The organism is Gilliamella sp. B2824 (genome assembly GCF_026536245.1).
In the GTDB taxonomy this organism is placed as follows: domain Bacteria; phylum Pseudomonadota; class Gammaproteobacteria; order Enterobacterales; family Orbaceae; genus Gilliamella.
The window spans coordinates 168,957-194,007 of record NZ_JAFNON010000004.1 but is presented as its reverse complement, the minus strand read 5'-3'; the positions used below and the strand labels follow the sequence as shown (position 1 = coordinate 194,007).

22 protein-coding genes, 1 tRNA gene and 1 pseudogene are annotated in these 25,051 nt (G+C 33.9%); 14 read left to right on the top strand and 10 right to left on the bottom strand.

Annotated elements, in window-relative coordinates; all coding sequences use genetic code 11:
• From J3U56_RS05685 to J3U56_RS05675, 3 genes are all read left to right on the top strand, one after another.
• Nucleotides 1–429: a phage tail protein gene (locus tag J3U56_RS05685; protein WP_267367013.1), complete on the top strand. Its 429-nt coding sequence runs from the start codon at nucleotides 1–3 to the stop codon at nucleotides 427–429.
• A 7-nt stretch (nucleotides 430–436) separates the two neighbouring features.
• Nucleotides 437–1,555, top strand: coding sequence for a contractile injection system protein, VgrG/Pvc8 family (locus J3U56_RS05680; RefSeq protein ID WP_267347820.1), 1,119 nt, complete (start codon nucleotides 437–439; stop codon nucleotides 1,553–1,555).
• An 83-nt stretch (nucleotides 1,556–1,638) separates the two neighbouring features.
• Complete coding sequence (locus J3U56_RS05675; RefSeq protein ID WP_065633969.1) at nucleotides 1,639–1,857, top strand: ogr/Delta-like zinc finger family protein; 219 nt, start codon at nucleotides 1,639–1,641, stop codon at nucleotides 1,855–1,857.
• Between the two features lie 252 nt (nucleotides 1,858–2,109).
• Here the strand turns inward: J3U56_RS05675 and J3U56_RS05670 are convergent, their stop codons facing one another.
• Entirely contained in the window at nucleotides 2,110–2,931 is an 822-nt protein-coding gene (locus tag J3U56_RS05670) for a VirK/YbjX family protein (protein WP_267332707.1), read from the bottom strand.
• A 376-nt stretch (nucleotides 2,932–3,307) separates the two neighbouring features.
• Nucleotides 3,308–3,384, bottom strand: a tRNA-Ile gene (locus J3U56_RS05665).
• A 222-nt stretch (nucleotides 3,385–3,606) separates the two neighbouring features.
• Here J3U56_RS05665 and J3U56_RS05660 point away from each other — a divergent pair.
• Nucleotides 3,607–3,969 (top strand): DUF4156 domain-containing protein, encoded by a 363-nt coding sequence (locus tag J3U56_RS05660; protein WP_065633640.1) that lies wholly within the window; start codon nucleotides 3,607–3,609, stop codon nucleotides 3,967–3,969.
• A 54-nt stretch (nucleotides 3,970–4,023) separates the two neighbouring features.
• Here J3U56_RS05660 and serC read toward each other — a convergent pair whose 3' ends face one another.
• The 6 genes and pseudogenes from serC to J3U56_RS05630 all read right to left on the bottom strand — a co-directional run bounded on the left by serC (nucleotide 4,024) and on the right by J3U56_RS05630 (nucleotide 11,810).
• Nucleotides 4,024–5,109 (bottom strand): 3-phosphoserine/phosphohydroxythreonine transaminase, encoded by a 1,086-nt coding sequence (serC, locus tag J3U56_RS05655; RefSeq protein ID WP_267347898.1) that lies wholly within the window; start codon nucleotides 5,107–5,109, stop codon nucleotides 4,024–4,026.
• Between the two features lie 159 nt (nucleotides 5,110–5,268).
• Complete coding sequence (gene argH / locus J3U56_RS05650) at nucleotides 5,269–6,642, bottom strand: argininosuccinate lyase (protein WP_267332653.1); 1,374 nt, start codon at nucleotides 6,640–6,642, stop codon at nucleotides 5,269–5,271.
• A gap of 205 nt (nucleotides 6,643–6,847) precedes the next feature.
• Nucleotides 6,848–8,065: pseudogene (locus J3U56_RS05645) on the bottom strand (argininosuccinate synthase); the annotation flags it as partial.
• Between the two features lie 104 nt (nucleotides 8,066–8,169).
• Complete coding sequence (argB, locus tag J3U56_RS05640) at nucleotides 8,170–8,949, bottom strand: acetylglutamate kinase (protein WP_267367010.1); 780 nt, start codon at nucleotides 8,947–8,949, stop codon at nucleotides 8,170–8,172.
• Nucleotides 8,950–9,041: 92 nt separating this feature from the next.
• The gene (gene argC, locus J3U56_RS05635; RefSeq protein ID WP_267367007.1) at nucleotides 9,042–10,052 is read right to left on the bottom strand and encodes an N-acetyl-gamma-glutamyl-phosphate reductase; all 1,011 of its coding nucleotides are present in this window, start codon (nucleotides 10,050–10,052) and stop codon (nucleotides 9,042–9,044) included.
• 294 nt (nucleotides 10,053–10,346) lie between these two features.
• The gene (locus tag J3U56_RS05630; protein ID WP_267332649.1) at nucleotides 10,347–11,810 is read right to left on the bottom strand and encodes an aminoacyl-histidine dipeptidase; all 1,464 of its coding nucleotides are present in this window, start codon (nucleotides 11,808–11,810) and stop codon (nucleotides 10,347–10,349) included.
• Nucleotides 11,811–11,949: 139 nt separating this feature from the next.
• Here J3U56_RS05630 and gpt point away from each other — a divergent pair, with 139 nt between their 5' ends.
• From gpt to proA, 4 genes are read left to right on the top strand one after another with little or no spacing between them, the layout of a single operon-like run.
• Nucleotides 11,950–12,483, top strand: coding sequence for a xanthine phosphoribosyltransferase (gpt, locus tag J3U56_RS05625; protein ID WP_082209453.1), 534 nt, complete (start codon nucleotides 11,950–11,952; stop codon nucleotides 12,481–12,483).
• A gap of 16 nt (nucleotides 12,484–12,499) precedes the next feature.
• Complete coding sequence (locus J3U56_RS05620) at nucleotides 12,500–13,762, top strand: alpha/beta hydrolase (protein WP_267344221.1); 1,263 nt, start codon at nucleotides 12,500–12,502, stop codon at nucleotides 13,760–13,762.
• Nucleotides 13,763–13,788: 26 nt separating this feature from the next.
• The gene (proB, locus tag J3U56_RS05615) at nucleotides 13,789–14,898 is read left to right on the top strand and encodes a glutamate 5-kinase (protein ID WP_267332647.1); all 1,110 of its coding nucleotides are present in this window, start codon (nucleotides 13,789–13,791) and stop codon (nucleotides 14,896–14,898) included.
• A gap of 31 nt (nucleotides 14,899–14,929) precedes the next feature.
• Entirely contained in the window at nucleotides 14,930–16,183 is a 1,254-nt protein-coding gene (gene proA / locus J3U56_RS05610) for a glutamate-5-semialdehyde dehydrogenase (RefSeq protein WP_267344223.1), read from the top strand.
• A 56-nt stretch (nucleotides 16,184–16,239) separates the two neighbouring features.
• Here proA and yegQ read toward each other — a convergent pair whose 3' ends face one another.
• Entirely contained in the window at nucleotides 16,240–17,583 is a 1,344-nt protein-coding gene (gene yegQ, locus J3U56_RS05605) for a tRNA 5-hydroxyuridine modification protein YegQ (RefSeq protein ID WP_267367005.1), read from the bottom strand.
• A 398-nt stretch (nucleotides 17,584–17,981) separates the two neighbouring features.
• Here yegQ and J3U56_RS05600 point away from each other — a divergent pair, with 398 nt between their 5' ends.
• From J3U56_RS05600 to J3U56_RS05590, 3 genes are all read left to right on the top strand, one after another.
• Nucleotides 17,982–19,283 carry a GntP family permease gene (locus tag J3U56_RS05600; RefSeq protein ID WP_267367003.1) on the top strand — a complete coding sequence of 434 codons (1,302 nt, stop codon included), beginning with the start codon at nucleotides 17,982–17,984 and terminating at the stop codon, nucleotides 19,281–19,283.
• Nucleotides 19,284–19,300: 17 nt separating this feature from the next.
• Nucleotides 19,301–20,458, top strand: a complete 1,158-nt coding sequence (locus tag J3U56_RS05595; RefSeq protein ID WP_267344226.1) for a glycerate kinase — start codon at nucleotides 19,301–19,303, stop codon at nucleotides 20,456–20,458.
• Between the two features lie 242 nt (nucleotides 20,459–20,700).
• Complete coding sequence (locus J3U56_RS05590; RefSeq protein WP_267344227.1) at nucleotides 20,701–21,855, top strand: sugar diacid recognition domain-containing protein; 1,155 nt, start codon at nucleotides 20,701–20,703, stop codon at nucleotides 21,853–21,855.
• A gap of 31 nt (nucleotides 21,856–21,886) precedes the next feature.
• On the opposite strand, the gene J3U56_RS05585 is transcribed toward J3U56_RS05590, so the two are convergent.
• Nucleotides 21,887–22,078, bottom strand: a complete 192-nt coding sequence (locus tag J3U56_RS05585; RefSeq protein ID WP_267344228.1) for a hypothetical protein — start codon at nucleotides 22,076–22,078, stop codon at nucleotides 21,887–21,889.
• A gap of 981 nt (nucleotides 22,079–23,059) precedes the next feature.
• Here J3U56_RS05585 and J3U56_RS05580 point away from each other — a divergent pair.
• The 3 genes from J3U56_RS05580 (at nucleotide 23,060) to J3U56_RS05570 (ending at nucleotide 24,978) form a co-directional block, all read left to right on the top strand.
• Entirely contained in the window at nucleotides 23,060–23,245 is a 186-nt protein-coding gene (locus J3U56_RS05580; protein WP_267367000.1) for a S24 family peptidase, read from the top strand.
• A 246-nt stretch (nucleotides 23,246–23,491) separates the two neighbouring features.
• Nucleotides 23,492–24,463 (top strand): hypothetical protein, encoded by a 972-nt coding sequence (locus J3U56_RS05575; RefSeq protein ID WP_267366998.1) that lies wholly within the window; start codon nucleotides 23,492–23,494, stop codon nucleotides 24,461–24,463.
• 41 nt (nucleotides 24,464–24,504) lie between these two features.
• Nucleotides 24,505–24,978 carry a hypothetical protein gene (locus J3U56_RS05570; protein WP_267366996.1) on the top strand — a complete coding sequence of 158 codons (474 nt, stop codon included), beginning with the start codon at nucleotides 24,505–24,507 and terminating at the stop codon, nucleotides 24,976–24,978.
• Nucleotides 24,979–25,051: the final 73 nt, after the last annotated feature.

Below are 25,051 nucleotides of genomic sequence, written 5' to 3'. Positions count from 1 at the left end.
ATGATGATGTGTTATGGCTTTTTTGTTTTTAGCCTAAAAAATTTACCCTATCAGACCATGAAAATAAATAAAAGTTGGAGTTACGTAGCTAATGAAAGAGTGAACAGACGCCCTGCTCTTCAATATACTGGTCCAAATAATGATACAGTTACTTTATCGGGATCAATCTATACTGAAATTACCAATGGTAGACCAAGCCTTGAATTATTGGAAAGAATGGCTTATCTAAAAACGCCATTGCCGTTGATTGAAGGTACTGGTGTACCGCTAGGCTTTTTTGTGCTCGTCAGTGTAGAACGCACCCATAGTGAGCTAAATCGTAATGGCTCACCTCTGAAAATTGACTTTACTATGGTATTAAAAAAAGTCGATATTTCTGACTTTTTTGGTGATAGTAAAATCAGCGACATAATAGATATAATCATATAGGTATAAAATGGCAACCCCTAAATTCAAAATTGAATTATTACCAGATAATAATCAACAAAGTAATTCAGATCAACGCGAAGATTTAACTTCATTATTTGATGCAAGACTTATATCGATGATAATTACAGATAATCGAGGTTTTGAATCAGATACAATTGAAATGCAACTCAATGATGCCGATGGTAAACTCAAATTACCAAAGCGAAAAGCCAAACTCGCTGTTACTTTAGGATGGAGTCAAATTCAAGCAACTGATAAGGATTCAGATGACAATATCATCGGGCCTAACATCAAAAACGTTTTTTTGATAGATGAAGTTGAGCACAGTGGTACTCCTGACCTAATGACTATTCGTGGTCGAAGCGCACAAAATACCGAGGAGTTAGAAGAAAAAAAAGAACAAAGTTATGAAAATATTACGCTGGGCGATTTAATTGCTATCATAGCTAAACGAAACAATTTAGCTTATCGTTTTGATAAAGATATTGGGGCCTCGCAAATCTTTCATATGGATCAAACTCAAGAGTCTGATATCTCTTTTCTTACGCGAATGGTAGATGAAGCCGGTGGCGTTGTGACCGTAAAAAACGATATAATGCTCGTGTTTAAAAAAGGAAAGGGACTTACCGTTGGTGGTAAAATCATACCTCCAGCAATTATCAAGCGAGAGTCGGGAGATAAACATCGATTTTTTACCTCTGAGCGAACAGGTTATACAGGTGTTCAGACCTATTGGTATGATTATGCCAACCCAACTAAAAATCCACTTAAAATCATTTATAAAAGTCAGATAGATAAAAGCCAAATTGTATTAAATGGTAAAAACGAAAAAATCAAAATAATTCGATATGTCTATGCCAATAAACAAAGTGCTGAAAAAGCAGCAAAAAGCGAATTAAACAAAATAAAACAAGGTACAGCTCAATTTACCATCGAGTTAGCTAAAGGTAGGCCGGATCTTTTTACCGAAATGCCGGTTATCGTTGAAGGATTCAAAACAGAAATAGACTCGACCAACTGGACTATCATACAATGCGTTCACACTTTAAATAGAAGCGCTGGATTCAAAACAACGGTACATTTAGAAATCAAACTTAAAGACGAAATTTATTATAATGAAAATTAAAGCCTAAATAGTAAAAAAACGCTAGACTTAATTTAAGTTTAATATAAAATTAAGCTTAGCTTAATTATAAAAGGTATCAAAATATGAAATGTCCACACTGCCGTAGTAAAACTTTTATCCGTTCAAGTGAAGAAATTAGTAATTTAACTCGAAAACAATATTATCAATGCTCCAATCTATATTGTGGTCACACTTTTACTGCAATACAGTCTGTATCAGAAACTATCGTACCTAGCGCTATTCCCGATCCAACTGTAAATATTCCTATATCACCTTATAGTCGTTATGCTAAACATGCATAAATAAAGATCGGGTTAGAGGATTAAACTAACCCGATTACTTAAAAGGCTCTATCGACTTATTATCGTTTATAAAATTACAAATAAAAGTGTTAGATATAATAAATGTTAAGCTAAATTAAAATAAAAAATAGATCGAATAATTTTAATATAACTAAATAACTTATTGATAGAATGAATTGTCTATATATCAACAATTCATTCTATCATTTTGCTAACAGATAGTTTCACACAAATACCAATAAAACTTTGGTATTATTGAGGGTTAACAATTGCTAAAAGATTTTTTTGACATTGTTCACTAATACTTTCGCGAATTAATTCTCTTTTTTTGAATTCACTTCGCTTATTACTTTTAACATCTTCAATCGATTTTTGAGGCTGATTACACGGCAATTTAAACCAAGCTTTATTATATGAGACACCATTTAATTCTTGCCAAAATTTATCATAATCGAAATCAAATTTACCAAACTTCACATGCCCTTTACTTTTGACAGCGTATATATTTTCGATTTTAAAAAATTTAGCAATTTCCATCATAAAAACCATTATTAAATTCTTAGGCCTAAAACCAAAAAAGTCTTTTGTTAGTTGCTTTAATATCTCATTGCTTGTATGACCTTGTACGCCCGCGATATAAATTTCATTCAATAACGTTATGGTAAAATGAATTGAAAAAACCAACTGTTCACCAAAACGCATAATAATCCTTAAATCTCCTTCTCTTGGATACAAAGGCGCAGTAAGATGGAACGAAATTTTTGCATCATTCTTACCCTCAACTTGAGCCAACATAATACCATCAAGCTTTTTAGAATAAAGTTTATCTATTACACGTGGATTGATTTTTTGATCAATAAAATCAATATGAGAATTTAAAATAGCGAGCTTTTTATTATATGAAATTTTTTCACTAAGATATTTATGGAATATTTTTTCACTAAATGGATAAGGATTTTCCCATTTTTGGTAAGCTAATGGATAGACACTTGAGGTACATTTTTTTTTAAAGTCTGAATAGTTAGATCTATTTAATGTAGCTTTAATATAAAATAAAGTTAATCGCGACTTCATTCCTAGAATTCCTTAATGATATAACAAACAAAAATGGAGATTTTTAAGCCATTATTATGAATTTTTTAAATGATTATATAGTAAAAAAATAATAATGTATTATTTCATCTTATGATAGTAAGTAAAGCCAATAATATAACAGTTTTTTAATTTATGACTTTACGCTTAATATATAAAATAACTTACTCACCAATCGATAATCTTACATAATAATTGATAGAACACATTTTTTACATTATAAAATCGCGCGTTCGCGTTGGTCAAAAAAAGTTGTTACTAAGAAGTTATTTATTGTTTAATTTTCAAAAAAACTGAATCAATTCTAATTTATGTTAATGTAAAAACTCAATTTAAAAGAAAATAGTCAATGTAGATATGGTGGCCCCTACTGGACTTGAACCAGTGACCAATCGATTATGAGTCGACTGCTCTGACCAACTGAGCTAAGGGGCCATATTGAGAAGTGCTACTTAATTAGTAGGGTTGCGATTATAATAGAGTTATTTTTAATTTGCTACAATTAATTATTAAAATAGGTTGGGTTGCTTAATTATTAATCTTTAACTCGTAGCCATATCTATATTGATTAATAATTACAGATATTTTTTAATCTATTAACCTGATACAATAACTTTATAAATAATTATTCGTTGTTTTATTGGTTGAGGAAATATTATGTCTTTCAAAAAATGTTTACTTATTAGTGCAGCTATTTCAACTGCATTACTTTTAAATGCTTGTAGTAACTCTAACTATCAACTCACCTCTGCGGGTAGACAAGTTCAATTTATTGACACAAAACCTGCCGCTAGTTGTCAATTTGTTGGTAAAGCAGAAGGTCGTCGTAGCTCACTATTTTCTGGCTTAAAAACACACAGTGAGCTTATTCGAGATGCCGCTTCAGATTTAATGAATAAAGCTGCCGCTATGGGTGGAAATGTGATTTATAATGCCCAAGATGCATCATTGAATTATATATCAGAAGTCGCTCCAACAGATGCTGTCATGGTTGGTGAAGTTTTCCGCTGCAACAATTAAGCAAAATAAAAAAGGGAGCTTAATGGCTCCCTTTTTTGACAGAGTTTTAAATAATTATCCGTACTGTTTTTCAAAGTGCTTCATAAAATCGATTAAATAGTTAACGCCTTCAAGATCCATTGCATTATAGATTGAAGCCCTCATCCCACCAGCAATTCTGTGACCTTTAATTCCGATAATATTTGCTTGTGTTGCTTCGCTAACAAACTTTTTATCAAGATCGTCATTGGGTGATAAGAAGGTTACATTCATGATAGATCGATTAGAGATAGCCACGGTATTACGATAAAAATCAGATTGATCAATAAATTGATATAACAATTGTGCCTTAGCTTGATTACGTTGCTCAATCGCTTTTAATCCACCTAAATTTTTAATCCATTTGAATACTAACCCAGACATGTACCAAGCGAATGTAGGTGGCGTATTAAACATTGAGTCATGATCCATTAAGATTTTATAGTCTAAAACGGAAGGTAATACTTTTTGAGCATGACCAATTAGATCTTCCCGAACGATGACAATCGTGATTCCTGAAGGGCCAATATTTTTCTGTGCCCCCGCGTATATAATGCCATAGCGACTTACATCAATCGGTTGAGATAAAATACAAGATGATAAATCAGCAACGACTGTTTTATCGCCAAAATTAGGTTGTTCGAATATTTCCACTCCGTCAATGGTTTCATTAGGGCAATAATGAATATACGCGCTATCATCACTCAATTGCCATTCGGACATGGGTTTGATTGAGGTCATGCCTTGGTTTTTAATCACCACATTTTGTTCAATCACATTACAGTATTTTGTTGCCTCTTTGGCGGCACACTGGCTCCAATAACCACTGTTTACATAATCAGCACTTGTTTTATTACCAAGAATATTCAAAGGTACGGCAGCAAATTGCGCTCTTGCTCCACCTTGGCTAAAGAGAATTTTATAATTATTAGGTACGTTTAGAATATCACGAAGATCGTTGGTTGCTTCAATTGCACAAGCATCAAAATCCTTACCTCGATGACTTAACTCCATGACAGAAGCACCTGTATTATGCCAATCTAATAATTCAGTTTGAACTTGTTTTAAGACATCAGCAGGTAGTTTTGCAGGACCTGCACTAAAGTTATAACTTTTACTCATTGCAATTCACTTTAATCCTTTCAAAAAGAGCTCTATTTTTACACTGTCTTAAAAGATATACAATCATATTTTTAGTAAAAATATTTGTTTAATAAATAGGTTTTTATCAAAATGCCGACTTATCATCGGCAAATTATATAGCTAGATTTAGATAGAAAGTTATAAAACTTGTTGTTTGGCGTTGGCTATCGCTATTTTAACTTGTTGTGGTGATACACCACCTTTGGCTAATCGCTTAGCTAAACATGATTCGAGTGAGAGATTTTCATAAACATCTTGTTCAATAACCGAACTGAAGATTTTTAATTCATCCAAAGAGAGTTCTTCTAATGCTTTTTGTTTTGCTATTGCACCAATAACCGCTTCGCCGACAATATGATGCGCTTCTCTAAATGGTATCCCTTTTGCCACCAAATAATCGGCAAGTTCAGTTGCATTAGCGTAACCTTGCTTTGCAGCTTGTCGACAAACAGCATAATTGACTTTTATATCTTCAAGCACTAATGCGGCCATATCTAAACACTCATGCCATGTGTCTAGTGCATCAAATAAATGTTCTTTATCTTCTTGCAGATCTTTATTATAAGCAAGAGGTAAGCCTTTAAAGGTTATCATTGCCCCAGTTAGTGCACCTGCAACTCGCCCTACTTTACCTCGAATAAGTTCTAATGCATCAGGATTCTTTTTTTGTGGCATTAATGATGAACCCGAGGTTACACGATCAGACAATTCAATGAAATTGGCTTCACCGCTATTGAAAATGATTAGATCTTCAGCAAATCGAGATAAATGAACCATACCAATTGACGCATTGTTCAATAGCTCTAAAATATGATCACGATCAGAAACAGAATCTAAACTATTATTGGTCGCGCAAGAAAATCCTAACCAATAAGCTAACTCATCACGATCGATTGGATATGCTGTGCCAGCAAGCGCGCCACTACCCAAAGGACTAACATCTAAACGTTTTAATGTATCTTGTAAACGACTTTCATCACGTGTAAGCATTTCATAATACGCTAAGCACCAATGCGCAAACGTAACAGGTTGTGCACGTTGTAGATGGGTATAGCCAGGCATAACCGCATCTTGATGCTGCTCGGCTGTAAGCACTAAGCGCTTTCTGAGCTTGTTAATAGCAGTGATAAGGTGAGCAATTTCATCTTTACACCATAATTTTAGATCGGTTGTTGATTGATCGTTACGGCTACGCCCCGTATGTAATTTTTTACCTAAATCACCAACTTTTTCGATGAGTTTTTGCTCTACCCAACTGTGAATATCTTCCGCATCACTTTGTAGAATTTGTTGTGGGTTTTGCCGTACTGATTCTAATAATTCATTTAAAGCTTTTTCTAATTTTTTTTGTTCATCATAAGATAAAACGTCAACTGTCACCAATGCTTTAGACCATGCAATTGATCCAATGATATCTTGCTCTGCAAGCCGATAGTCAAAGCGTAAAGAATCATTAAAATGTTTAAATCGTTGATCTGCTGCTTGGCTAAAACGCCCACCCCATAATGCCATAATTACCTCAAATATTATCTTTAAATCAATTATAAATTTATAAATTAATTAATAATTCTATAACACCATAAACAATATATACAGGACTTTGCCTGTATATATTATTAAGTTTTATCAAATTTAGTGGTTAAAACTATTTTTTAGTTTTAGTCGCTGTTTTCGATTTGTTTGCTGTTGTTTTAGTATCAGCTTTTTTAGCTGGTTGTTTTTTCTTACCTTCATTTAATGCTCGAATGCGTGAAGATAATGAGAACAAGCGAATAAATCCACCTGCGTGACTGTGGTCGTACACTTCATCTTCACCAAAAGTCGCAAATTCTTCACTATATAAGCTATTAGGTGATTTTTTCTGAACGGCTGTAGCACTTCCTTTATAAAGTTTAACGACAACTTCACCTGTCATATCCTCAGCCAAAACATCAGCTGCCGCTTGAATTGAACGACGGTATGGCGCAAACCAACGACCATCATAAACAACATAAGCCATTTCTAAACCTAACTGTTCACGCCATTTGAAGCTATCACGATCTAAAATCAACTGTTCTAAACCTCGTAATGCAGTCATCATAATTGTGCCGCCTGGGGTTTCATAACAACCACGCGATTTTATACCAACTAAACGGTTTTCAATAATATCAACACGGCCTACACCATGTTTAGCACCAATTTTATTTAAAGTCGCAACACAATTGTATGGTGATAATTTCTTGCCATTGACTGAAACCACTTCACCTTTTTCAATACCAATGGTGACAAGTTCTGGTTTATTTGGTGCATCTTCTGGTGATACTGTCCACGCCCAACAATCTGCATTGGCTTGATTCCATGTACTTTCAAGTACACCACCTTCTGTTGAAATATGCCATGCGTTCTCATCACGACTATAGATTTTTTCAACGGTTGCAGTTGTTGGAATTTTACGTACTTTTAGATAATCAATTAAAGCTTCGCGCGAACGCAAGTCCCATTCACGCCAAGGTGCAATAACTTTAAGTTGTGGAGCAAGTGCAGTATACGTTGTTTCAAAGCGCACTTGGTCATTCCCTTTACCTGTAGCGCCATGACATAATGTATCGGCACCCACCTCTAAAGCATATTCAACTTGCGCTTTAGCAATAATAGGACGAGCCATAGAAGTGCCTAGGTAGTATGTACCTTCATATAAAGCACCTGTTTTTAATACCGGGTAAACATAATCTTTAACAAATTCTTCTCGTAAATCGACAACTTTACAAGCTACTGCCCCAGATGCTTTAGCTTTTTTCTCAACATCTTTTAGCTCTTTAGGATCTTGACCAACATTAGCGACTAGAGCATAAACTTCACAATCGCCATAATTTTCTTTTAACCAAGGAATAATTGCTGATGTATCTAAACCACCTGAATAGGCTAAAACAACTTTTTTTGTTCCACTCTTTTTCATGTTATACCCTTTCTTAATTAACTTACGACAAATAAATGAGTTAAAGACGTTTGTTACTTACTTTAAATATAAATGACCAGTTTAATATACTGTCTGAATTATATTTAAGCAATAATTCTTGTCCCTGTTATTCCTGTTTTTCCATTAAATAAATCAATTAGTTTATCTGCTTGTTTCCAACTGGCTATATCAATAGGTCTACCTAATGCTTTAGCCGCTTCAAAAGCTGAATTTACTTTTACTACCATGCCATCGGTAATCACCCCAGTAGCAATTAAATTATCGGCATTTGATTGAGTTAATGATGCTATTAATTGCTTATTACCATCTAAAACACCAACAACATCAGAAAGTAAAATCAAATCAGCATCTAATGTTTTTGCGAGTGCAACCGCTGCATGATCGGCATTAACATTCATCATTTTACCTTCTTGAGTTATACCAATAGAACTCATAATGGGTAGATAACCTGAATTAAGTAGTAAATTTACTAATCTAGGATCGCCACTGCTAGCTTCCCCAACATAACCTAATTCTTCTGATATCTGTTTAACTTCAACACTATTACCATCTGCTAAACAGAGCCCAACGCTTGGAATAGCTAATTTTTTTGCTTCAGATAACAAGGTAGTATTGGCACTGCCTGCTAAACTTCCAACAATAACATCAATCTGATCAGCAGGCGTAACACGTAATCCATTTCGGCGCACAACAGGTAAGGATAGACGGTCCATTAAAGAATCAACAACATTACCTCCACCATGAACAATAACAAGTGAACGTTGAAAATTCTTCTTATATTTACTAATCACGTCAAATAGATCACTTAATGCATCTTTATTATCGAGTAACACTCCACCAAGTTTAATAATTAATGGTTTCATTTTCATTTCCTATTGATTCAAATTAAGTTAATCAATTCTAAAATTGAATAGGTTGCAAATTGTTAATAAGCTTGTCGTTGAATTTATTTCACCTAAAATAATGAAGTTGTTTCTTCAAAACCAAATCGAATATTCATACATTGTACCGCTTGCGCTGCTGCACCTTTTAATAAATTATCTTCGACCGCAATCAAAATAAGATGTCGCCCTTTTAACGCAAATCCAATATCACAAAATGGCAAATCCACTACGGACTTTAAAGCAGGCCAGTCTTTTTGATAAATTCTGACTAACGGTTTATTGTGATAATATTTATTTAAAGCCGCAAAAATATCATCTGATGTAACACCTTCTTTTACAAGGCAAGTAATGGTGGCATGAATACCTTGTTTAAAACTGCCAAGATGGGGAGTAAAAATAACGTCTTGCCTTAAATGTGTGGCAATTTCAGGTTGGTGTCGATGTGTAAATAATCCATAAGCATGCAAGCTCACTTCACAAAATAGATTATTAAGTGAAGGTTTACGACCTGCACCACTAACGCCACTTACAGCATTAATAACAGGCCATTGCGTTTTATCTAGTAGATCTTCCTCAATTAATGGTTTTAGCGGTAATTGTGATGCGGTGGGATAACAACCAGGCACTGCAATTAATTGTGCTTGTTTTATTGCCTTATAATTCCATTCTGCCAAACCATATACTGCTTGTTCTAACCATGTTTTATGTTGATGTTCAAAACCATAAAATTGCTTATAAAAAGAAGTATCATTAACACGAAAAGCACCAGATAAATCAATAACAGTGCAACCTCGCTCTAAAAAATAAGGCGCAATATTATGGCTAACTTGATGATCAGTTGCGAGAAAAACAACATCAACCTGCTCGATAAGGGAAGAATAATCATTGGTTGCAATTAAAGGTAAATCAACAATACCTTTTAATTGAGGATATAAATCCCGATCTGAGATACATTTTCCCCCATCTTGGCTATTTTCAGAAACAGTTAAGGCGATAATCTCGATATTAGGGTGCTTATTTAAATAATAAGCAAGTTTAGCACCTGCATAACCACTCGCTCCCACAATTATTGCTTTTAACATATTATTCCTTATTTATTATTTTTAATAATAGACATATAGTAGGATATTTATTATATCAACACAAGCAATAAAATGAATTTTTATTCACTTTTTATGAATTTAATTTCATTTTTAATTTAATCTTTAGCAAACAATTTGGACAGTCTAGCGGTTTATGCCACCTAAGACGTTAAAAGATAGATATTTTAGCGTGATTGTATGAATCATCACTCAATTAAAATAAGTGATGCCTAAGAAAAAATTAGAAGTGATACTAAAAAGATCCTGTCGGATAAACACGACAGGATTTTAAAATTATCTTAATTGAGTTGCAGAGCGTAACATTGCAATGAGTAATTCCCAATAACGAATTACACTTTGGATATTAACTTTTTCATCAGGTGAATGTGGTGAAACAATGGTTGGACCAATCGAGATCATATCCATGTTTGGATAAGACTGCTTAAATAAACCACATTCTAATCCAGCGTGGATAACCATAATCTTCGGTTTTTGCGAGAAGATTTCATAATACTTATCTTGTGCTAACTGTAAAAGGCTCGAATTTAAATTAGGTTCCCAACCGGAGTATCCCCCTTTTATTTCATAATTCGCATTAGCTAATTGACTAAGTGAAATAAGTGTTGAAACAACGGCATCTTTTGCACTATCAACTTGTGAACGAATTAAAAAATGAACATACAGTTGGTTATCCTCAATATTCACAATCCCTAAATTTAATGAGGTTTCAACAACACCCTGCAATTGATCACTCATTCGCACTACGCCATTTGGTGCCGAATTTAACCAATTGATAATTTTATTTTGATGTTCTGTCGTTAAAACGCGTTTAATCTTATCGGATTTAACTTCAGTTAGGGTAATTTCTAGGTTTGGCTCGACTTGTCCTAATTCATTTTGTAATGTCGATTTGTATTGATCAATAATAGATTCAAATTTAGATAAATCATCTTTACTTAAACTGATTTCGACAAAAGCTTCCCGTGGAATTGCATTACGGAGTGAACCACCTTTAATATCAGCGAGGCGAAATGAAATATCTTGCGCATATTCAGCTAAAAATCGCGCCATTAATTTAATTGCATTACCGCGCCCTAAATGTATATCACAACCAGAATGCCCTCCTTTCAACCCTTTAAGGGCGATCTGCATATAACAATCATGTTTTTCAGGCATAACGGCATAAGTCACAGCGAAAGTAGAGGTAAAATCGACCCCACCAGCACACCCAGTAAAAATTTCGCCTTCATCTTCAGAATCAGTATTAATCAAATAGTGACTTTTTAACCAATCTGGTTGCAAACCAAATGCACCATGCATACCTGTTTCTTCCGACGTTGTCACTAAAACTTCAATTGGACCGTGTTCAATGGCAGGATCGACTAAAACAGCTAGAGCTGATGCTAAACCAATACCATTATCGGCGCCAAGTGTCGTTCCTTTTGCTTTAACCCATTCGCCATCAACATAGGCTTCAATAGGATCGGTAAAAAAATCATGGACTGTGCCTTCATTTTTTTGTGGAACCATATCCATATGAGCTTGCAATGCAATTGATGGGCAATGTTCCATCCCTTTAGTTGCAGGTTTTGTTAACAAAATATTACCAACTTTATCAAGTTCACAACGGATGTGATGTGAATTGGCAAAATCAACGATATATTTAGTTATCATTTGTTCATGATGAGAAGGATGTGGAATCTTACAAATATCATTAAAAATCTGCCAAACAAATTTTGGCTTTAGTGTAGATAGCATAATTTAACCTCAATATTATGTCATTAATGAATTAATGAGTGGTTTTTTTTGTCTAATCACTCTATAATAAGGTGCAATTTTACATCTATTTCAAGCCCATTAATATTAATTTATTAACGATTAAAATTGCAGGTTACTCATGTCAATAGAACAAACACTAACAGAAGAAGAAATTCAAGCTAAAAAACAACATAAAGCAGAACTCATCGCTGAAAAAGAAAAATTCAACGTAACATGGGAAATGCTACAATCCTATGGTCGACAACTTTCAAAAAGATTATTACCCGCAAACCAATGGAAAGGCATCATTGCTGTTAGTCGTGGTGGTTTAGTTCCTGCTGCGATTCTTGCTCGTGAACTAAGTATCCGTTATGTCGATACTGTTTGTATTTCAAGTTATGATCATGATCATCAACGCGAAAAGTTAATCTTAAAACAAGCAAATGGCGATGGTGAAGGTTTTATTGTCGTTGATGATTTAGTTGATACAGGTAATACAGCTCATACTATTCGAGATATGTATCCTAAAGCACGCTTTGTTACTATTTTTGCCAAACCAGCAGGTAAACCATTAGTTGATGATTATATTGTGGATATCGAGCAAGATACTTGGATTGAACAACCATGGGATACTGGCGTGATGTTTGTAAAACCGATTAGTGACCACAAATAATAAGGATACTAAGGTTGTGATAACAAATACCGAAAACCTATCAGAAAAGATCTTTAAACCACAATATGATTATCCTGAAACAACCACGCTGGTCAATCGTATTGATTGCAGCGAAGGTAACAGTGTTAGCCCATTAGATGGTGAAGTTGATTCAAAATGGTATCGGATTGTTAATCCTATTTTATGGTATTGGCGTGGTTTACCCAAATTAGAGTTGGAAGAAGTACTATCAAAAATAGCTGCCTCGACCAAACGCCATACCAATGATAACTGGTTAGATTCAGTCATTGGTTATCAACCAGGTAATTGGATTTATGAGTTTTTGAATCAAGCAGCAAAATGGCAAGCCAAAGCGGATTCTATCGATAAATCCAATTTAACTGAAGATAATAAATCTAAATTAAATCAATATTATTTGATTGCTAGTCAATATTGTAGTATTGCAAGCTATCCTCATTTTAAAAATGATGAGCTAGCTATGTATGCGCAAACATGTGCTTACCAAGCTTATCATAAGGCATTAAGCTATTCACCATTTACAAGCAAAGAATTGGAATTTAACGTTGATGGGCGTAATGTTAAAACAATTTTACATTTACCACAAAATTGTGATGGTGTATGCCCTGTCGTCTTAGTATGTAATGCATTGGGTAATTTACAAATCGATTATTACCGATATTTCAGTGAATTTTTAGCACCAAATGGACTAGCGATGTTAACAGTCGATTTACCAACTGTTGGTTTTAGTCGTAACTTCGCTTTAACACAAAATAGTAGCCAAATTTACCAAGCTATTATTGAACAGCTTTCAAACATTCCTTGGATTGATAGTAATCGTGTTATTGTTGCGGGCTTTCGATTTGGCTCACATATTGCAACGCGTTTGGCTTACTTAATGCCCAATAAAATTAGAGGGTTATTTAATTTCACGCCGTTTGTTCATGAAATGTTTGTAAATAAAGAATTACAAAAAAGTCTTCCTAATGTTTATAAAGACATGTTAGCAAGCCGCCTTGGATTACCTTGTGTATCAAACCAGCAATTAGCAGCAGAATTAAATTATTTTTCGCTTAAAAATCAGGGTCTTTTGACCCATGCTTGTTCTTTGCCTGTTATGAATATTGTTTTTGAAGGTGATAAATTAAGTAGTATTAATGAAGCAAAATTAATTCATTCAACTAAGCAAAATAAAATAGTTACAATACAAAAAACACCATTACAAAAAAACTTACATGATGCTCTAACGCAATCGGTAAAATGGATGGAGACTATTTTGTAATACATTATTTTAAAAAGAGTATTGTTATGGACAATAAAAAACAACAAACTGTAGTGGTTAAACTTGGTACCAGTGTATTAACTGGTGGCACGAAAGAATTAGATCGTGCTCGAATAGTTGAGTTGATTCGACAATGCTCTCACTTACATCAAGCCGGACATAAAATTATCATTGTGACATCAGGCGCAATTGCTGCAGGTCGTGAATACCTAAAATTCCCTACTCTTCCTAATACTGTCGCTTCAAAACAATTGTTAGCATCTGTTGGACAAAGCAAATTAATACAACTTTGGGAACAATTATTTTCGATTTACAAAATTTACATTGGGCAAATGTTACTAACCCGAGCCGATTTAGAAGATCGTGAAAGGTTTTTAAATGCTCAAGATGTCTTAAAGGCAATGTTAGATAACCATATCATTCCTGTAATCAATGAAAATGATGCTGTCGCTACTGCCGAAATCAAAGTTGGAGATAATGATAATTTGTCTGCACTAGCGGCTATTTTAGCCCAAGCAGATAAACTTATATTATTAACAGATATCGAAGGCTTATATACAGCCGATCCGAGATCGGATAAACATGCAAAATTAATCGCAGAAATTGAACATATTGACGATCATTTACGTAGCATCGCAGGGGATAGTGTTTCAGGTCTTGGCACCGGAGGCATGAGCACTAAAATTCAGGCAGCCGAAGTGGCAGGTAGTGCAGGAATAGAAGTCATCATTGCGGCAGGAAATAAAGAAAATGTGATAATTGATGCCGTCAATAATCAATCGGTTGGTACGCGTTTTTTACCACAAAAAACCCCATTAGAACATCGTAAGCATTGGTTATATGGCGCGCCAAATGCTGGAAAAGTGATACTAGATGACGGTGCTGTCAACGCGATTTTGAATAATGGTAGTTCACTCTTACCTAAAGGAATTGTAGCGGTTGAAAAAGATTTTTCGCGTGGAGAAGTCATTGATATCTGTGATAAGTCAGGAAAACGAATCGCTAGAGGTGTAACTCGTTATAATAGTGATGCATTAAAACAAATTGCAGGACACCATTCTCAAGAAATCAACCAAATCATTGGTTATGAATATGGCGCTGTTGCTGTACATCGTGATGATATGTTAATTAAATAACCTATAAAAATATTATATATAGAGGCAAAAAATGTTACAACAGATGGGAAAAGATGCAAAACAAGCTTCATATCAATTATCACAATGCCCTACTGCCATTAAAAATAAAGTGTTAAGTAGTATTGCTGATTTACTCGAAAAAAACAGCACAATCATCCTTAATGCAAACAAAAAAGATATTGAACTCGCTAAACAACAAGAATTAAGTGAGGCACTACTTGATCGCTTACTTTTAACCCCAGAACGGCTAGCCTCTATCGCAAATGATGTACGTAAAGTCGAATTATTAACCGATCCAATCGGTCAAGTCATTGATGGCTCAACCTTAGAAAACGGATTAAAGTTACAACGTCACCGAGTGCCACTAGGCGTTATCGGCGTAATTTATGAAGCAAGACCCAATGTAACTATCGATATTGCAGCATTATGTTTAAAAACAGGCAATGCCACAATATTACGTGGCGGTAAAGAAACTATTCACACCAATACCGCTATTATAGCGATTCTTCAACAAGCATTAGAACAAGTTGGATTGCCCAAAACCGCGATACAATTTATTGATAATCCTGATCGTAAATATATCAATGAACTACTAAAGCTCGACCGATATGTTGATATGATTATTCCACGTGGTGGTTCAGCCTTGCATAAATTGTGTCGTGAACACTCCACTATTCCAGTCATTACAGGTGGAATTGGTGTTTGTCATATGTTCATGGATGAAAGTATGGATTTTGATTGTGCATTTCCAATAATTATTAATGCAAAAACCCAACGTCCAAGTACTTGTAATACACTTGAAACATTACTTGTTCATACTAATATTGCCGATACATTTTTACCCAAACTTAGTCAAATCATGGCAGATAATAACGTAATATTACATGCCGATGCCGATGCATTTAAAATTTTAGAAACAGGCGTTGCCAACGTATTTCCTGTTGAAGATGCAGAGCTTCGTCAAGAATGGCTATCAAAAGATTTAAATATTGTCATTGTTGATTCGCTAACCATGGCTGTTGAACACATTCGCGAATATGGCAGTGGTCATTCCGAAGCTATCTTAACGCGAGATTTAGCTAATGCCGAACAGTTCGTTAATTTAGTTGATGCAGCAGCGGTTTATGTCAATGCATCTACTCGCTTTACAGATGGTGGACAATTTGGCCTTGGTGCTGAAGTTGCCGTAAGTACGCAAAAACTGCATGCGCGCGGACCAATGGGACTTGAGGCATTAACGACTTATAAATGGATAGCTTTTGGTGACGATTTGATTCGTCAATAGTCAGATAGTAAAGGCTGTTCGGCTTGTTTGCCGAACAGTTTTGAATCGTAACTAAATTAATCAAAATTACGCATGAGTAGTGCATAATTTAGGTCAATTTCTTCGGGAATTGGGATATAAACAATATGTCCATCACCAAGACCTGCTGGAACAGGTTGCCCTTTTTTATTTTCCATTCGTTCAATTACAAAATTTTTATTGCCCTTTGGCGTCATCATTTCCACACTATCGCCTACCGAAAACTTATTTTTAACAATCACTTCGGCAAGACCATTTAAACGTTCACCGCTAAACTCACCAACAAATTGTTGCCTTTCTGACACTGAATGACTATGCACATAATTTTGCATATCTTCGTGTTTATGACGGCGTAAAAAGCCTTCGGTATAGCCTCGATGCGCTAAAGAATCCAATTCAGCTAATAAGCGAGGATCAAAAGGTTTACCTTCACTTGCTGCATCAATAGCTTGACGGTAAACTTGAGCAGTCCTTGCACAGTAATAAAAAGACTTAGTTCGCCCTTCGATTTTTAAAGAATGAACACCGATCTTAGTCAAATCACCGACTAACTCAACAGCTCTTAAATCTTTTGAATTCATGATATAAGTGCCATGCTCATCTTCATAGGCTTGCATATATTCACCTGGGCGCCCAGATTCTTCAAGCATAAAAACCTGATTAGTGGTTGGTCCAATACCTAAAGTAGGATCAATTTGCTGAACTGGTATAGGTTCACATTTATGCACAATTTGCCCTATTTCATCCTCTTTGCCTTCAGATACTTTATACTCCCAACGACACGCATTAGTACAAGTACCTTGATTTGAATCTCTTTTATTAATGTAACCGGAAAGCAGACAACGCCCTGAATAGGCCATACACAGTGCACCATGAATAAATACTTCAAGCTCCATTTCAGGTACTTTTTCACGTATTTCAGCTATCTCATCGAGTGATAATTCACGCGATAAAACTACACGGGTTAATCCCATTTTTTGCCAAAATTTTACTGTCGCCCAGTTAACGGCATTCGATTGCACCGATAAATGCACTTCCATTTCAGGAAAATGCTCACGAACCAACATAATCAATCCTGGATCTGACATAATAAATGCGTCAGGCTTCATATTAACGATTGGTTCTAAATCTCGAATAAATGTTTTTAATTTTGAATTGTGTGGCGCAATATTAACAACCACATAGAATTTTTTACCCTGTGCATGAGCTTCATTAATCCCGATAGCTAAATTTTCGTGATTAAATTCATTATTACGTACACGTAAACTATAACGTGGTTGACCGGCATAAACCGCATCTGCGCCATATGCAAATGCGTAGCGCATATTTTTTAAAGAACCAGCAGGAGAAAGTAATTCGGGTTTTGCATATAAATTTGTCATTAAAAAATGCCTCTGATTTCAAGTCAGTATTACTTATTAGTAATAGGTTAAGCAAAATAGGTGGGCATTTTACGCTTAAGCGGATCGGTTGGCAAATTTATGTGAATCACTTAATTTAGATAAATGATTTTAAGCATCATGTAAGAATATTTTGTAAAAATCACTTAAAAAAATATAACATCAATCATATATTGAAACATATATTCTAACTTATTGTTAAAATAATAAATATATTACCCAATAATGTGACGTAGCTCACATCAAATTATAACTACGCCCAATTTTATTAAACTTATAACTTATGATTTTTGGGCAATGTTACATAGCTTTAAACTCATCCTAAGATTAAAATTAGCCGAATTCAAATTAATGCTATTTTCAAAACAAGGAGGATTTTAATGACTGAACTGATCAATTGGTACGGTGCACTAATAGGTTTGTTTTTAGCTATTTTTTTAATTTTGCGTGGTATAAATCCTGTTTATTCACTATTCTTTGGCGCTATCATTGGTGCTTTTATTGGTGGCGCAAACTTACTTCAAACAGTATCGATATTAACTAGCGGTACACAAAGTATTATGGGAACGGTGATTCGTGTATTAGCTGCAGGTATTTTAGCTGGTGTGATGATGGAATCGGGCGCTGCAGAAACGATTGCCCAAGCAGTGGTACGAAAATTAGGTGAGAAAAAAGCATTACTTGCTTTAGCGTTAGCAACAGGAATTATTACCGCATCAGGTGTCTTTATACCTGTTGCAGTATTAATCGTAGCCCCTATCGCACTATCAGTCGGCAATAAAATGGGCATATCACGTTTAGCACTTTTATTAGCACTATCTGGAGGTGGAAAAGCAGGAAATATTATTTCACCAAACCCAAATACTATAGCCGTTGCAAATGGATTTAATTTAAGTTTAAGCGATGTGATGATAGCTGGTTTCATTCCTGCAATATTTGGGTTAATGGCTACAGTTGTTATTGCTTCATTAATAAAAAATAAAGGCGACAAAATCGCGACTCAAGAAGTGCTAATGTTAAAAAATAATACTGAGGAAAAAACCAATAATCCTTCATTAGGAAAAGCTATTGTCGCCCCCGTTACTGCTATCTTATTACTAATGCTAAGTCCAATTGGTAATATTTTTCATATTGATTTTTTAACTAACTTAAAACTAGATGCATTATATGTTTTACCTATTGCCGGTATGGTTGGTATGCTAGCGATGGGTCAGCATCGTAAAATTGCGCTGTACACTAAATCAGGTATCGATAAAATGACGCCGACTGTACTTATTTTGGTCGGAGCTGGTGCTATAGCGGGATTAATTGGTTCATCTAACCTCGCTAAACAAGTCATTGATATTATTGATTCTATGGGGATATCAGGTTATTACCTGTCACCAATTTCAGGTATTTTAATGGCTGCAGCAACCGCTTCAACATCAACAGGGGTAATTCTAGCAACCGGTACATTCGGTACAACCATTACTGATTTAGGAATACCAAGTATAAGCGCTGCTGTCATGATGCATACCGGTGCAACGGTAATTGACTCCTTACCTCAAGGTAACTATTTCCATGTCACTGGTAATAGTATGAACATGTCAATTAAACAACGTATGAAATTAATTCCTTTTGAAGCACTTGTTGGTGGCACGATGACAATCGTCGCAACAATTTTATATGACTTTATTATTTAATATCGGGATATTATGTTATGAAACAAAAAACATTTGTACTTGCACCGGATTCTTTCAAGGAAAGTATGACTGCAAAGGAAGTTTGTAAAGCAATGGAATCAGGTTTAAAAAAAGTATACCCTGATGCAAATTTTATTCATGTTCCTATGGCTGATGGTGGTGAAGGAACAACACAATCCTTAGTTGATGCAACAAATGGTACACTTTATTCTTGTCAAGTAACAGGTCCTTTAGGCGATAAAGTAACTGCACATTATGGAATATTGGGTGATAAAACTACTGCAGTTATTGAAATGGCTTCTGCAAGTGGCATTCAATTAATATCAAAAGAAAAACGTAACCCGTTGATTACCACAACTTACGGTACTGGTGAATTGATTCTAGCTTGCTTAAAACATGACGTAAAGAAAATCATTTTAGGTATTGGTGGAAGTGCAACTAATGATGGTGGAGCTGGAATGGCTCAAGCTTTAGGGGTTAAATTCTATGATAAAGATCATAAAATATTAAGCAAAGGTGGTGGTGCGCTAGCTGAATTGGTAAAAATTGATGTGACTGATATAAATCCAGCACTAAATACAGTTCAGTTTATAGTTGCAAGTGATGTAACTAATCCATTATGTGGAGAAAAAGGTGCTTCAAACGTTTTTGGTCCACAAAAAGGGGCTACCCCTGAAATGGTCAAACAATTAGATAACAATTTAAAACATTATGCCTCGATTATCCAATCTCAACTCGGCAAAGATGTAGCGACTATTCCTGGTGCAGGGGCTGCAGGTGGATTAGGAGCAGGATTAATGGCTTTTACTAATAGTAAGATGGAACGAGGCATTGATATTGTTATCCAATACAGTGGCTTAAAAAACAAATTAAAAGGTGCCGATTTTTGTTTCACTGGCGAAGGTGGTATTGATTTCCAGACAAAATTCGGAAAAACACCTTATGGTGTTGCACAAGTTGCTAAAGACTTAAGTATACCTGTTATTGCATTAGCGGGTACTGTTGGTAAAAATATTAATGAACTATATCCGGAAGGAATTGATGCAATTTTTGGCATCATTCCATGTGCTGCAAATATAGAAGATTTATTGGATTCAGGTTTTTGCAATATTGAGCGAACAAGTGAAAATATAGCTCGTTTAATTAATATTGCTCAACTTAAAAACAAAATCTAGGCAACATCCGAAAATAAGTAAAAAGGATAGAGTAAACTAAAAGATAAAATTTAGTTAAACTTTATCCTTTTTTATAAATAAAATTTTCTTTATTAATATAGTAAAGATATTATCGTTTTCATTTTAGAAAATAATTTACATAACTTAAGTTGATATTATTACAATAAGTTTTATACAAAATGCAATTTAGATCCAATATTTTAATGGCTATTTTATTATTAATCTTTTAAGGTATTTGTCCTATGAAATCTAATAATTTCACGCCAACTCTTGCTCAATATATCGTTGAAAAAACAATGAAAATTATCGAGCACAACGTTAATGTCATGAATGGCGAGGGTAAAATTATTGGTAGTGGAGATTTGGATAGAATTGGACAACTACATGAAGGCGCAATGCTTGCCATTTCACAAAAAAGAGTAGTAACCATCGATTCACCTACAGCAAAAAAACTTAAAGGAGTTAAGCCTGGCGTCAATTTTCCACTTAAATTAAACGATGAAATCGTTGGCGTAATCGGCATCACCGGCGAACCGACTAAAATCACACAATTTGCTCAGTTAGTTTGCATGTCAGCCGAAATGATGATGGAACAAGCGCAATTACTTAATCAATTATCACAAGATAATCGCTTAAAAGAAGAATTTATTTTATCCGTAATTCAATCAGAGAATACTGTAGTAGATGTGACAGAATGGAGCAGAAAACTCAATATCGATCTTTCTTTACCGTACGTTGTTGTGATTATTGAGGTTGATAGCGGTCAACTAGGCATACAAACTGCCATGAGTGAATTACAATATATACAAAATGAGATAATTAACATTACTAAGAATAATCTTGTTGCAATAAAATCATTAACAGAAATTGTCATGTTGATGCCGGCACTGAATAAATTTAATCGTTGGGATCTTGCTAGTCATAAACAAAAATTAGAACAATTAGTAAGTCATATCAAATCTTCCAGTAAATTCCTAGTGAGAATTTCATTGGGGAACTATTTTCATCAAAATAAAGATAGGATTGTCCGTTCCTATCAAACAGCTAAAACAGCGCTGTTAGTCGGTAAACAAAGGATGCCACAATGTCGTAACTTTTATTATCAAGAACTTATTTTACCTGTATTACTTGATAGCTTAAATCAAGATTGGCAAGCTGAAGAGTTACTATCACCTTTGAAAAAATTACAATTAGAAGACTCTAATGGAGTACTACAAAAAACACTTTCCACTTGGTTTTGTCATAATTTACAATATAACAAAACTGCAGAAGCATTATTTATTCATCGCAATACATTAGAGTATCGTTTAAATAAAATTGCGGCTTTAACAGGATTTAATTTGGCCAAATTTGACGACCGAGTGTTACTTTATATTGCCCTGCAACTAAATAAATAGATGCTATAGGTTCAAATTTAATAAAAAATGATTAATGATTTGGACCAATTAAAGGTAAATATTCTTGCCAACGATATTCTCTAATTGGCATCGGTTTAGCATCTTTGAAATAGAGAACTAAAGCGGGTTTAATGCCATTCCAATTATCGACAAATTCATAATGAATAAGCATACCATCTTGAATTAATTTTTTTGCTTTTGCATGATAATTGAAATATGCCATAAGTTATTTTCCTTTCTGTGGTCAATAAGATTGTATTTAAATCAAAACGCATCAAAATTCACTAACAGTTTTAACTATAACTTCTATTATTTTCAGATTGTTAATAGCAACAAACAAAATAACTTAGATCTAAGAAAATTGATGAAAACTCATTCTTTAGCGATCCAATCAGATTAAAGATATTAAAATTATCAATATTCTTTTTAAGAAAGAATAAACAATGCGCTACAGATATAATTGATAACAATGAACGTAATTAAATTTTACCTGTAATGATCAATTTTCGGTTACCACCCTTTTTTATTAGCGACAATAAGTTAAATGGCTAAAACGAAAACGAGTCCATAAATATACCATGCCCCTAATGGAGCGGCTATAAAGAAAAAGCGTAAAACATCCACACAGCTAAATCTAATGCCACAAACGCCTTGGTGCAAATAAGTTTTTTTATATCAATTAATAATTTTATCTATAATCTTCTTTCGCTTTTATCAATTAACCTAGCTTTTTTATTCATCTTATATCATCAATAATCGCTTTGACATAGTTACCAAATTTTTTTTTTCATTAAGCTACTCGAAAAAATAATTACTTTTAATATAAAAAAAGAAATTAGTTGAAAGAGAATCTAAAAGATACCTTAAATTTCATTACAATAAGTTGTTCGTCATTGCAATGACCCGTTGGCATTATTATTGATGACGATGTTTTGCATAGCTTTGCGCGGGTAGCACATCGTCACTTTACCTCGTGGCAAAATTCTACCATTGAATAAATTAATAGCTTCTTGTTGAATACCAAATCTATTTATGGCTTCATTTAAACCATCCCCCTTTTTCCCCTCTTTACATCGTGTTAACTAAAGTAATAATGTAAAAAAACACGGTACTTGTATGAAATTTCTCTTGCATCAAAGTGTAATATGGCATGGTTGTTAATTGGGAAAGAAAAAGCGTCAAAAAAATGTACAAGTTATGAATTTTGAGAAATTCAACTAGATTTGAATATATTATAATCTTAATAGAGTTATTAGATAAAGCATTTGCATTACAGAGCAAGGGCTTTTCAATGAAGCCTGAATTTAAAGAAAGTGATATTGTTATTATTTACCCTACTATTAAAACAACGCCTAGTGATTTTGTAGTAACAATGAAGGGAAAATCCTAAGCAACTGTTAAAAAATATAGAAAACTGGAATATAATGAACACAAAAAAATACACTTTGAGCTAATTGTTCTAAATTAATGTTATACAATTATGAGTACATTAAAACAATAAATTAGAATTATTGGGAAAATGGTTGAGGGATATTTAGAAGAAAAAGATAGTCGCTTCAAATGGAGCGAGGTAAAAAATTCGGCGTTTTTTTGACACAATAAAATAGATAACTTTAATTGGATATGGGAAAGAAAAATGGCAAAAAATAACACAATAAGCAGAACAATGTATTATCATCGATTTTGTTGGATTGATATTGACGATAAGGAAAAACCTGATTTAAATCTTCAGGAAACATTAAAAAAAATTCTTGAGTCAAAAACGAATACACTTTTACGAAAAATTAACATGGATGATAAAGAAAGTTATATTACAAAATCCGAGTTTGGTAAACTAGTCAATGAAAGACTTGAAGAAAAAGATATCTTACTTTTACATATAGCGTTTTACGAACCTACATCAACAGCCAATACAGTGCCATCACCTTCCGAAGAAATAACTGTAGAAATAGACTCAATTGAACCACCCAATAACCAGAATTGGATGGATGGAGGTGCATGTATTTTAGTTTATGAAAACGATATAATTAGCTGCCCATGTACAATGGGAATTTCAGCCGCATTTAAACATTTAAAATTATTAATAGCAGATAATTTCAACTTAAATCCTTCATGCATGAGATTTATGCCAACTGCAAATGAGGATAAAATTAAATTAATAAATAAAGATGGCGTGTCTTACATTAATTTAAATATAAATTTATATAAAGCATCACTGGAATATGCAAAAGAAAAAGATCGCAAGACTAAAAATCAAATTGCGTTAGGTATATTAGATGCATTGAAAAGCCTTTTTAATCGAAATGACGAAACTAACATTAAAGAATTAGCAAACATGAAAGTCGGTTTGACCTTTAATTTAAACCATAAAGATAAACAAATATCATCTAAACAGTTATGTGAGCTAGGAACAGCTTTTGTAAATGATGAAGAAGATGGTTATTCTATAAAAACACGATCTGGGAATACAATAACTTTTGATGATTTAAAGATAAAAAAATCTGTAAAAGTTGATAGAAATGGTAAAACTATGAATACGATCAGCGCTTGGGATTGCCTGAAAAATTATTATGTAGAACTTGAAAAAAGTGGTATTATTAACAAATAACACTGTACAAATAAACAGTAACCATTGGTCAGGAGGTTACAGTGAATATAATGAAATTTATACTAACCATTTCATTGAGTGCTTTCATGTCTTATTTAGGCAAGGATTATATAATTAATAATTCAGATGCTATTAATTTGCTGGTCAGTTTGTATTCAATACTAAGTGGTTTTCTAGTAACTATTATTACAATTATTGGTGATCCATCTGAAATTTTGAGCACAAAAAATTGGCGTGAAGCTTTTTATATGATAAAAAAGCCATCTACTCAGCTAATTAAAGCTTGTTGTTTATTTTATTGTTATTTTATAACGTTAATTTTGCTATTCATCAGTATGATTTTGCCAGAGTATGGCTCCTCTATTTTTAAACTTTTATTTGAATATGCCTACATATTTTTTGCCAGTTTGGCGTTGATTTGGTCTTTTGGTTTACCTTTAATGTTAGTACAGTACCAAACATTAAAACTTGAATCAGCATTACAGAAAAAACGGAATGAAAATAACTTACAATAATAAGCTTCTATCTCCCCCCATCCCATGCGGATTTTTTTATATCTGGAATCCGCATAAATATTTTCTTAATTTA

What these genes read in the sequence shown, in the direction of transcription:
- J3U56_RS05595 (WP_267344226.1), top strand. Translation starts at nt 19,301, where the DNA reads ATGAAACAAAAAACATTTGTACTTGCACCGGATTCTTTCAAGGAAAGT.
- serC (WP_267347898.1), bottom strand. Translation starts at nt 5,109, where the DNA reads ATGAGTAAAAGTTATAACTTTAGTGCAGGTCCTGCAAAACTACCTGCT.
- J3U56_RS05685 (WP_267367013.1), top strand. Translation starts at nt 1, where the DNA reads ATGATGATGTGTTATGGCTTTTTTGTTTTTAGCCTAAAAAATTTACCC.
- J3U56_RS05680 (WP_267347820.1), top strand. Translation starts at nt 437, where the DNA reads ATGGCAACCCCTAAATTCAAAATTGAATTATTACCAGATAATAATCAA.
- J3U56_RS05600 (WP_267367003.1), top strand. Translation starts at nt 17,982, where the DNA reads ATGACTGAACTGATCAATTGGTACGGTGCACTAATAGGTTTGTTTTTA.
- proA (WP_267344223.1), top strand. Translation starts at nt 14,930, where the DNA reads ATGTTACAACAGATGGGAAAAGATGCAAAACAAGCTTCATATCAATTA.
- argB (WP_267367010.1), bottom strand. Translation starts at nt 8,949, where the DNA reads ATGAAACCATTAATTATTAAACTTGGTGGAGTGTTACTCGATAATAAA.
- J3U56_RS05585 (WP_267344228.1), bottom strand. Translation starts at nt 22,078, where the DNA reads ATGGCATATTTCAATTATCATGCAAAAGCAAAAAAATTAATTCAAGAT.
- J3U56_RS05660 (WP_065633640.1), top strand. Translation starts at nt 3,607, where the DNA reads ATGTCTTTCAAAAAATGTTTACTTATTAGTGCAGCTATTTCAACTGCA.
- J3U56_RS05630 (WP_267332649.1), bottom strand. Translation starts at nt 11,810, where the DNA reads ATGCTATCTACACTAAAGCCAAAATTTGTTTGGCAGATTTTTAATGAT.
- J3U56_RS05675 (WP_065633969.1), top strand. Translation starts at nt 1,639, where the DNA reads ATGAAATGTCCACACTGCCGTAGTAAAACTTTTATCCGTTCAAGTGAA.
- J3U56_RS05670 (WP_267332707.1), bottom strand. Translation starts at nt 2,931, where the DNA reads ATGAAGTCGCGATTAACTTTATTTTATATTAAAGCTACATTAAATAGA.
- proB (WP_267332647.1), top strand. Translation starts at nt 13,789, where the DNA reads ATGGACAATAAAAAACAACAAACTGTAGTGGTTAAACTTGGTACCAGT.
- gpt (WP_082209453.1), top strand. Translation starts at nt 11,950, where the DNA reads ATGTCAATAGAACAAACACTAACAGAAGAAGAAATTCAAGCTAAAAAA.
- yegQ (WP_267367005.1), bottom strand. Translation starts at nt 17,583, where the DNA reads ATGACAAATTTATATGCAAAACCCGAATTACTTTCTCCTGCTGGTTCT.
- argH (WP_267332653.1), bottom strand. Translation starts at nt 6,642, where the DNA reads ATGGCATTATGGGGTGGGCGTTTTAGCCAAGCAGCAGATCAACGATTT.
- J3U56_RS05590 (WP_267344227.1), top strand. Translation starts at nt 20,701, where the DNA reads ATGAAATCTAATAATTTCACGCCAACTCTTGCTCAATATATCGTTGAA.
- J3U56_RS05575 (WP_267366998.1), top strand. Translation starts at nt 23,492, where the DNA reads ATGGCAAAAAATAACACAATAAGCAGAACAATGTATTATCATCGATTT.
- argC (WP_267367007.1), bottom strand. Translation starts at nt 10,052, where the DNA reads ATGTTAAAAGCAATAATTGTGGGAGCGAGTGGTTATGCAGGTGCTAAA.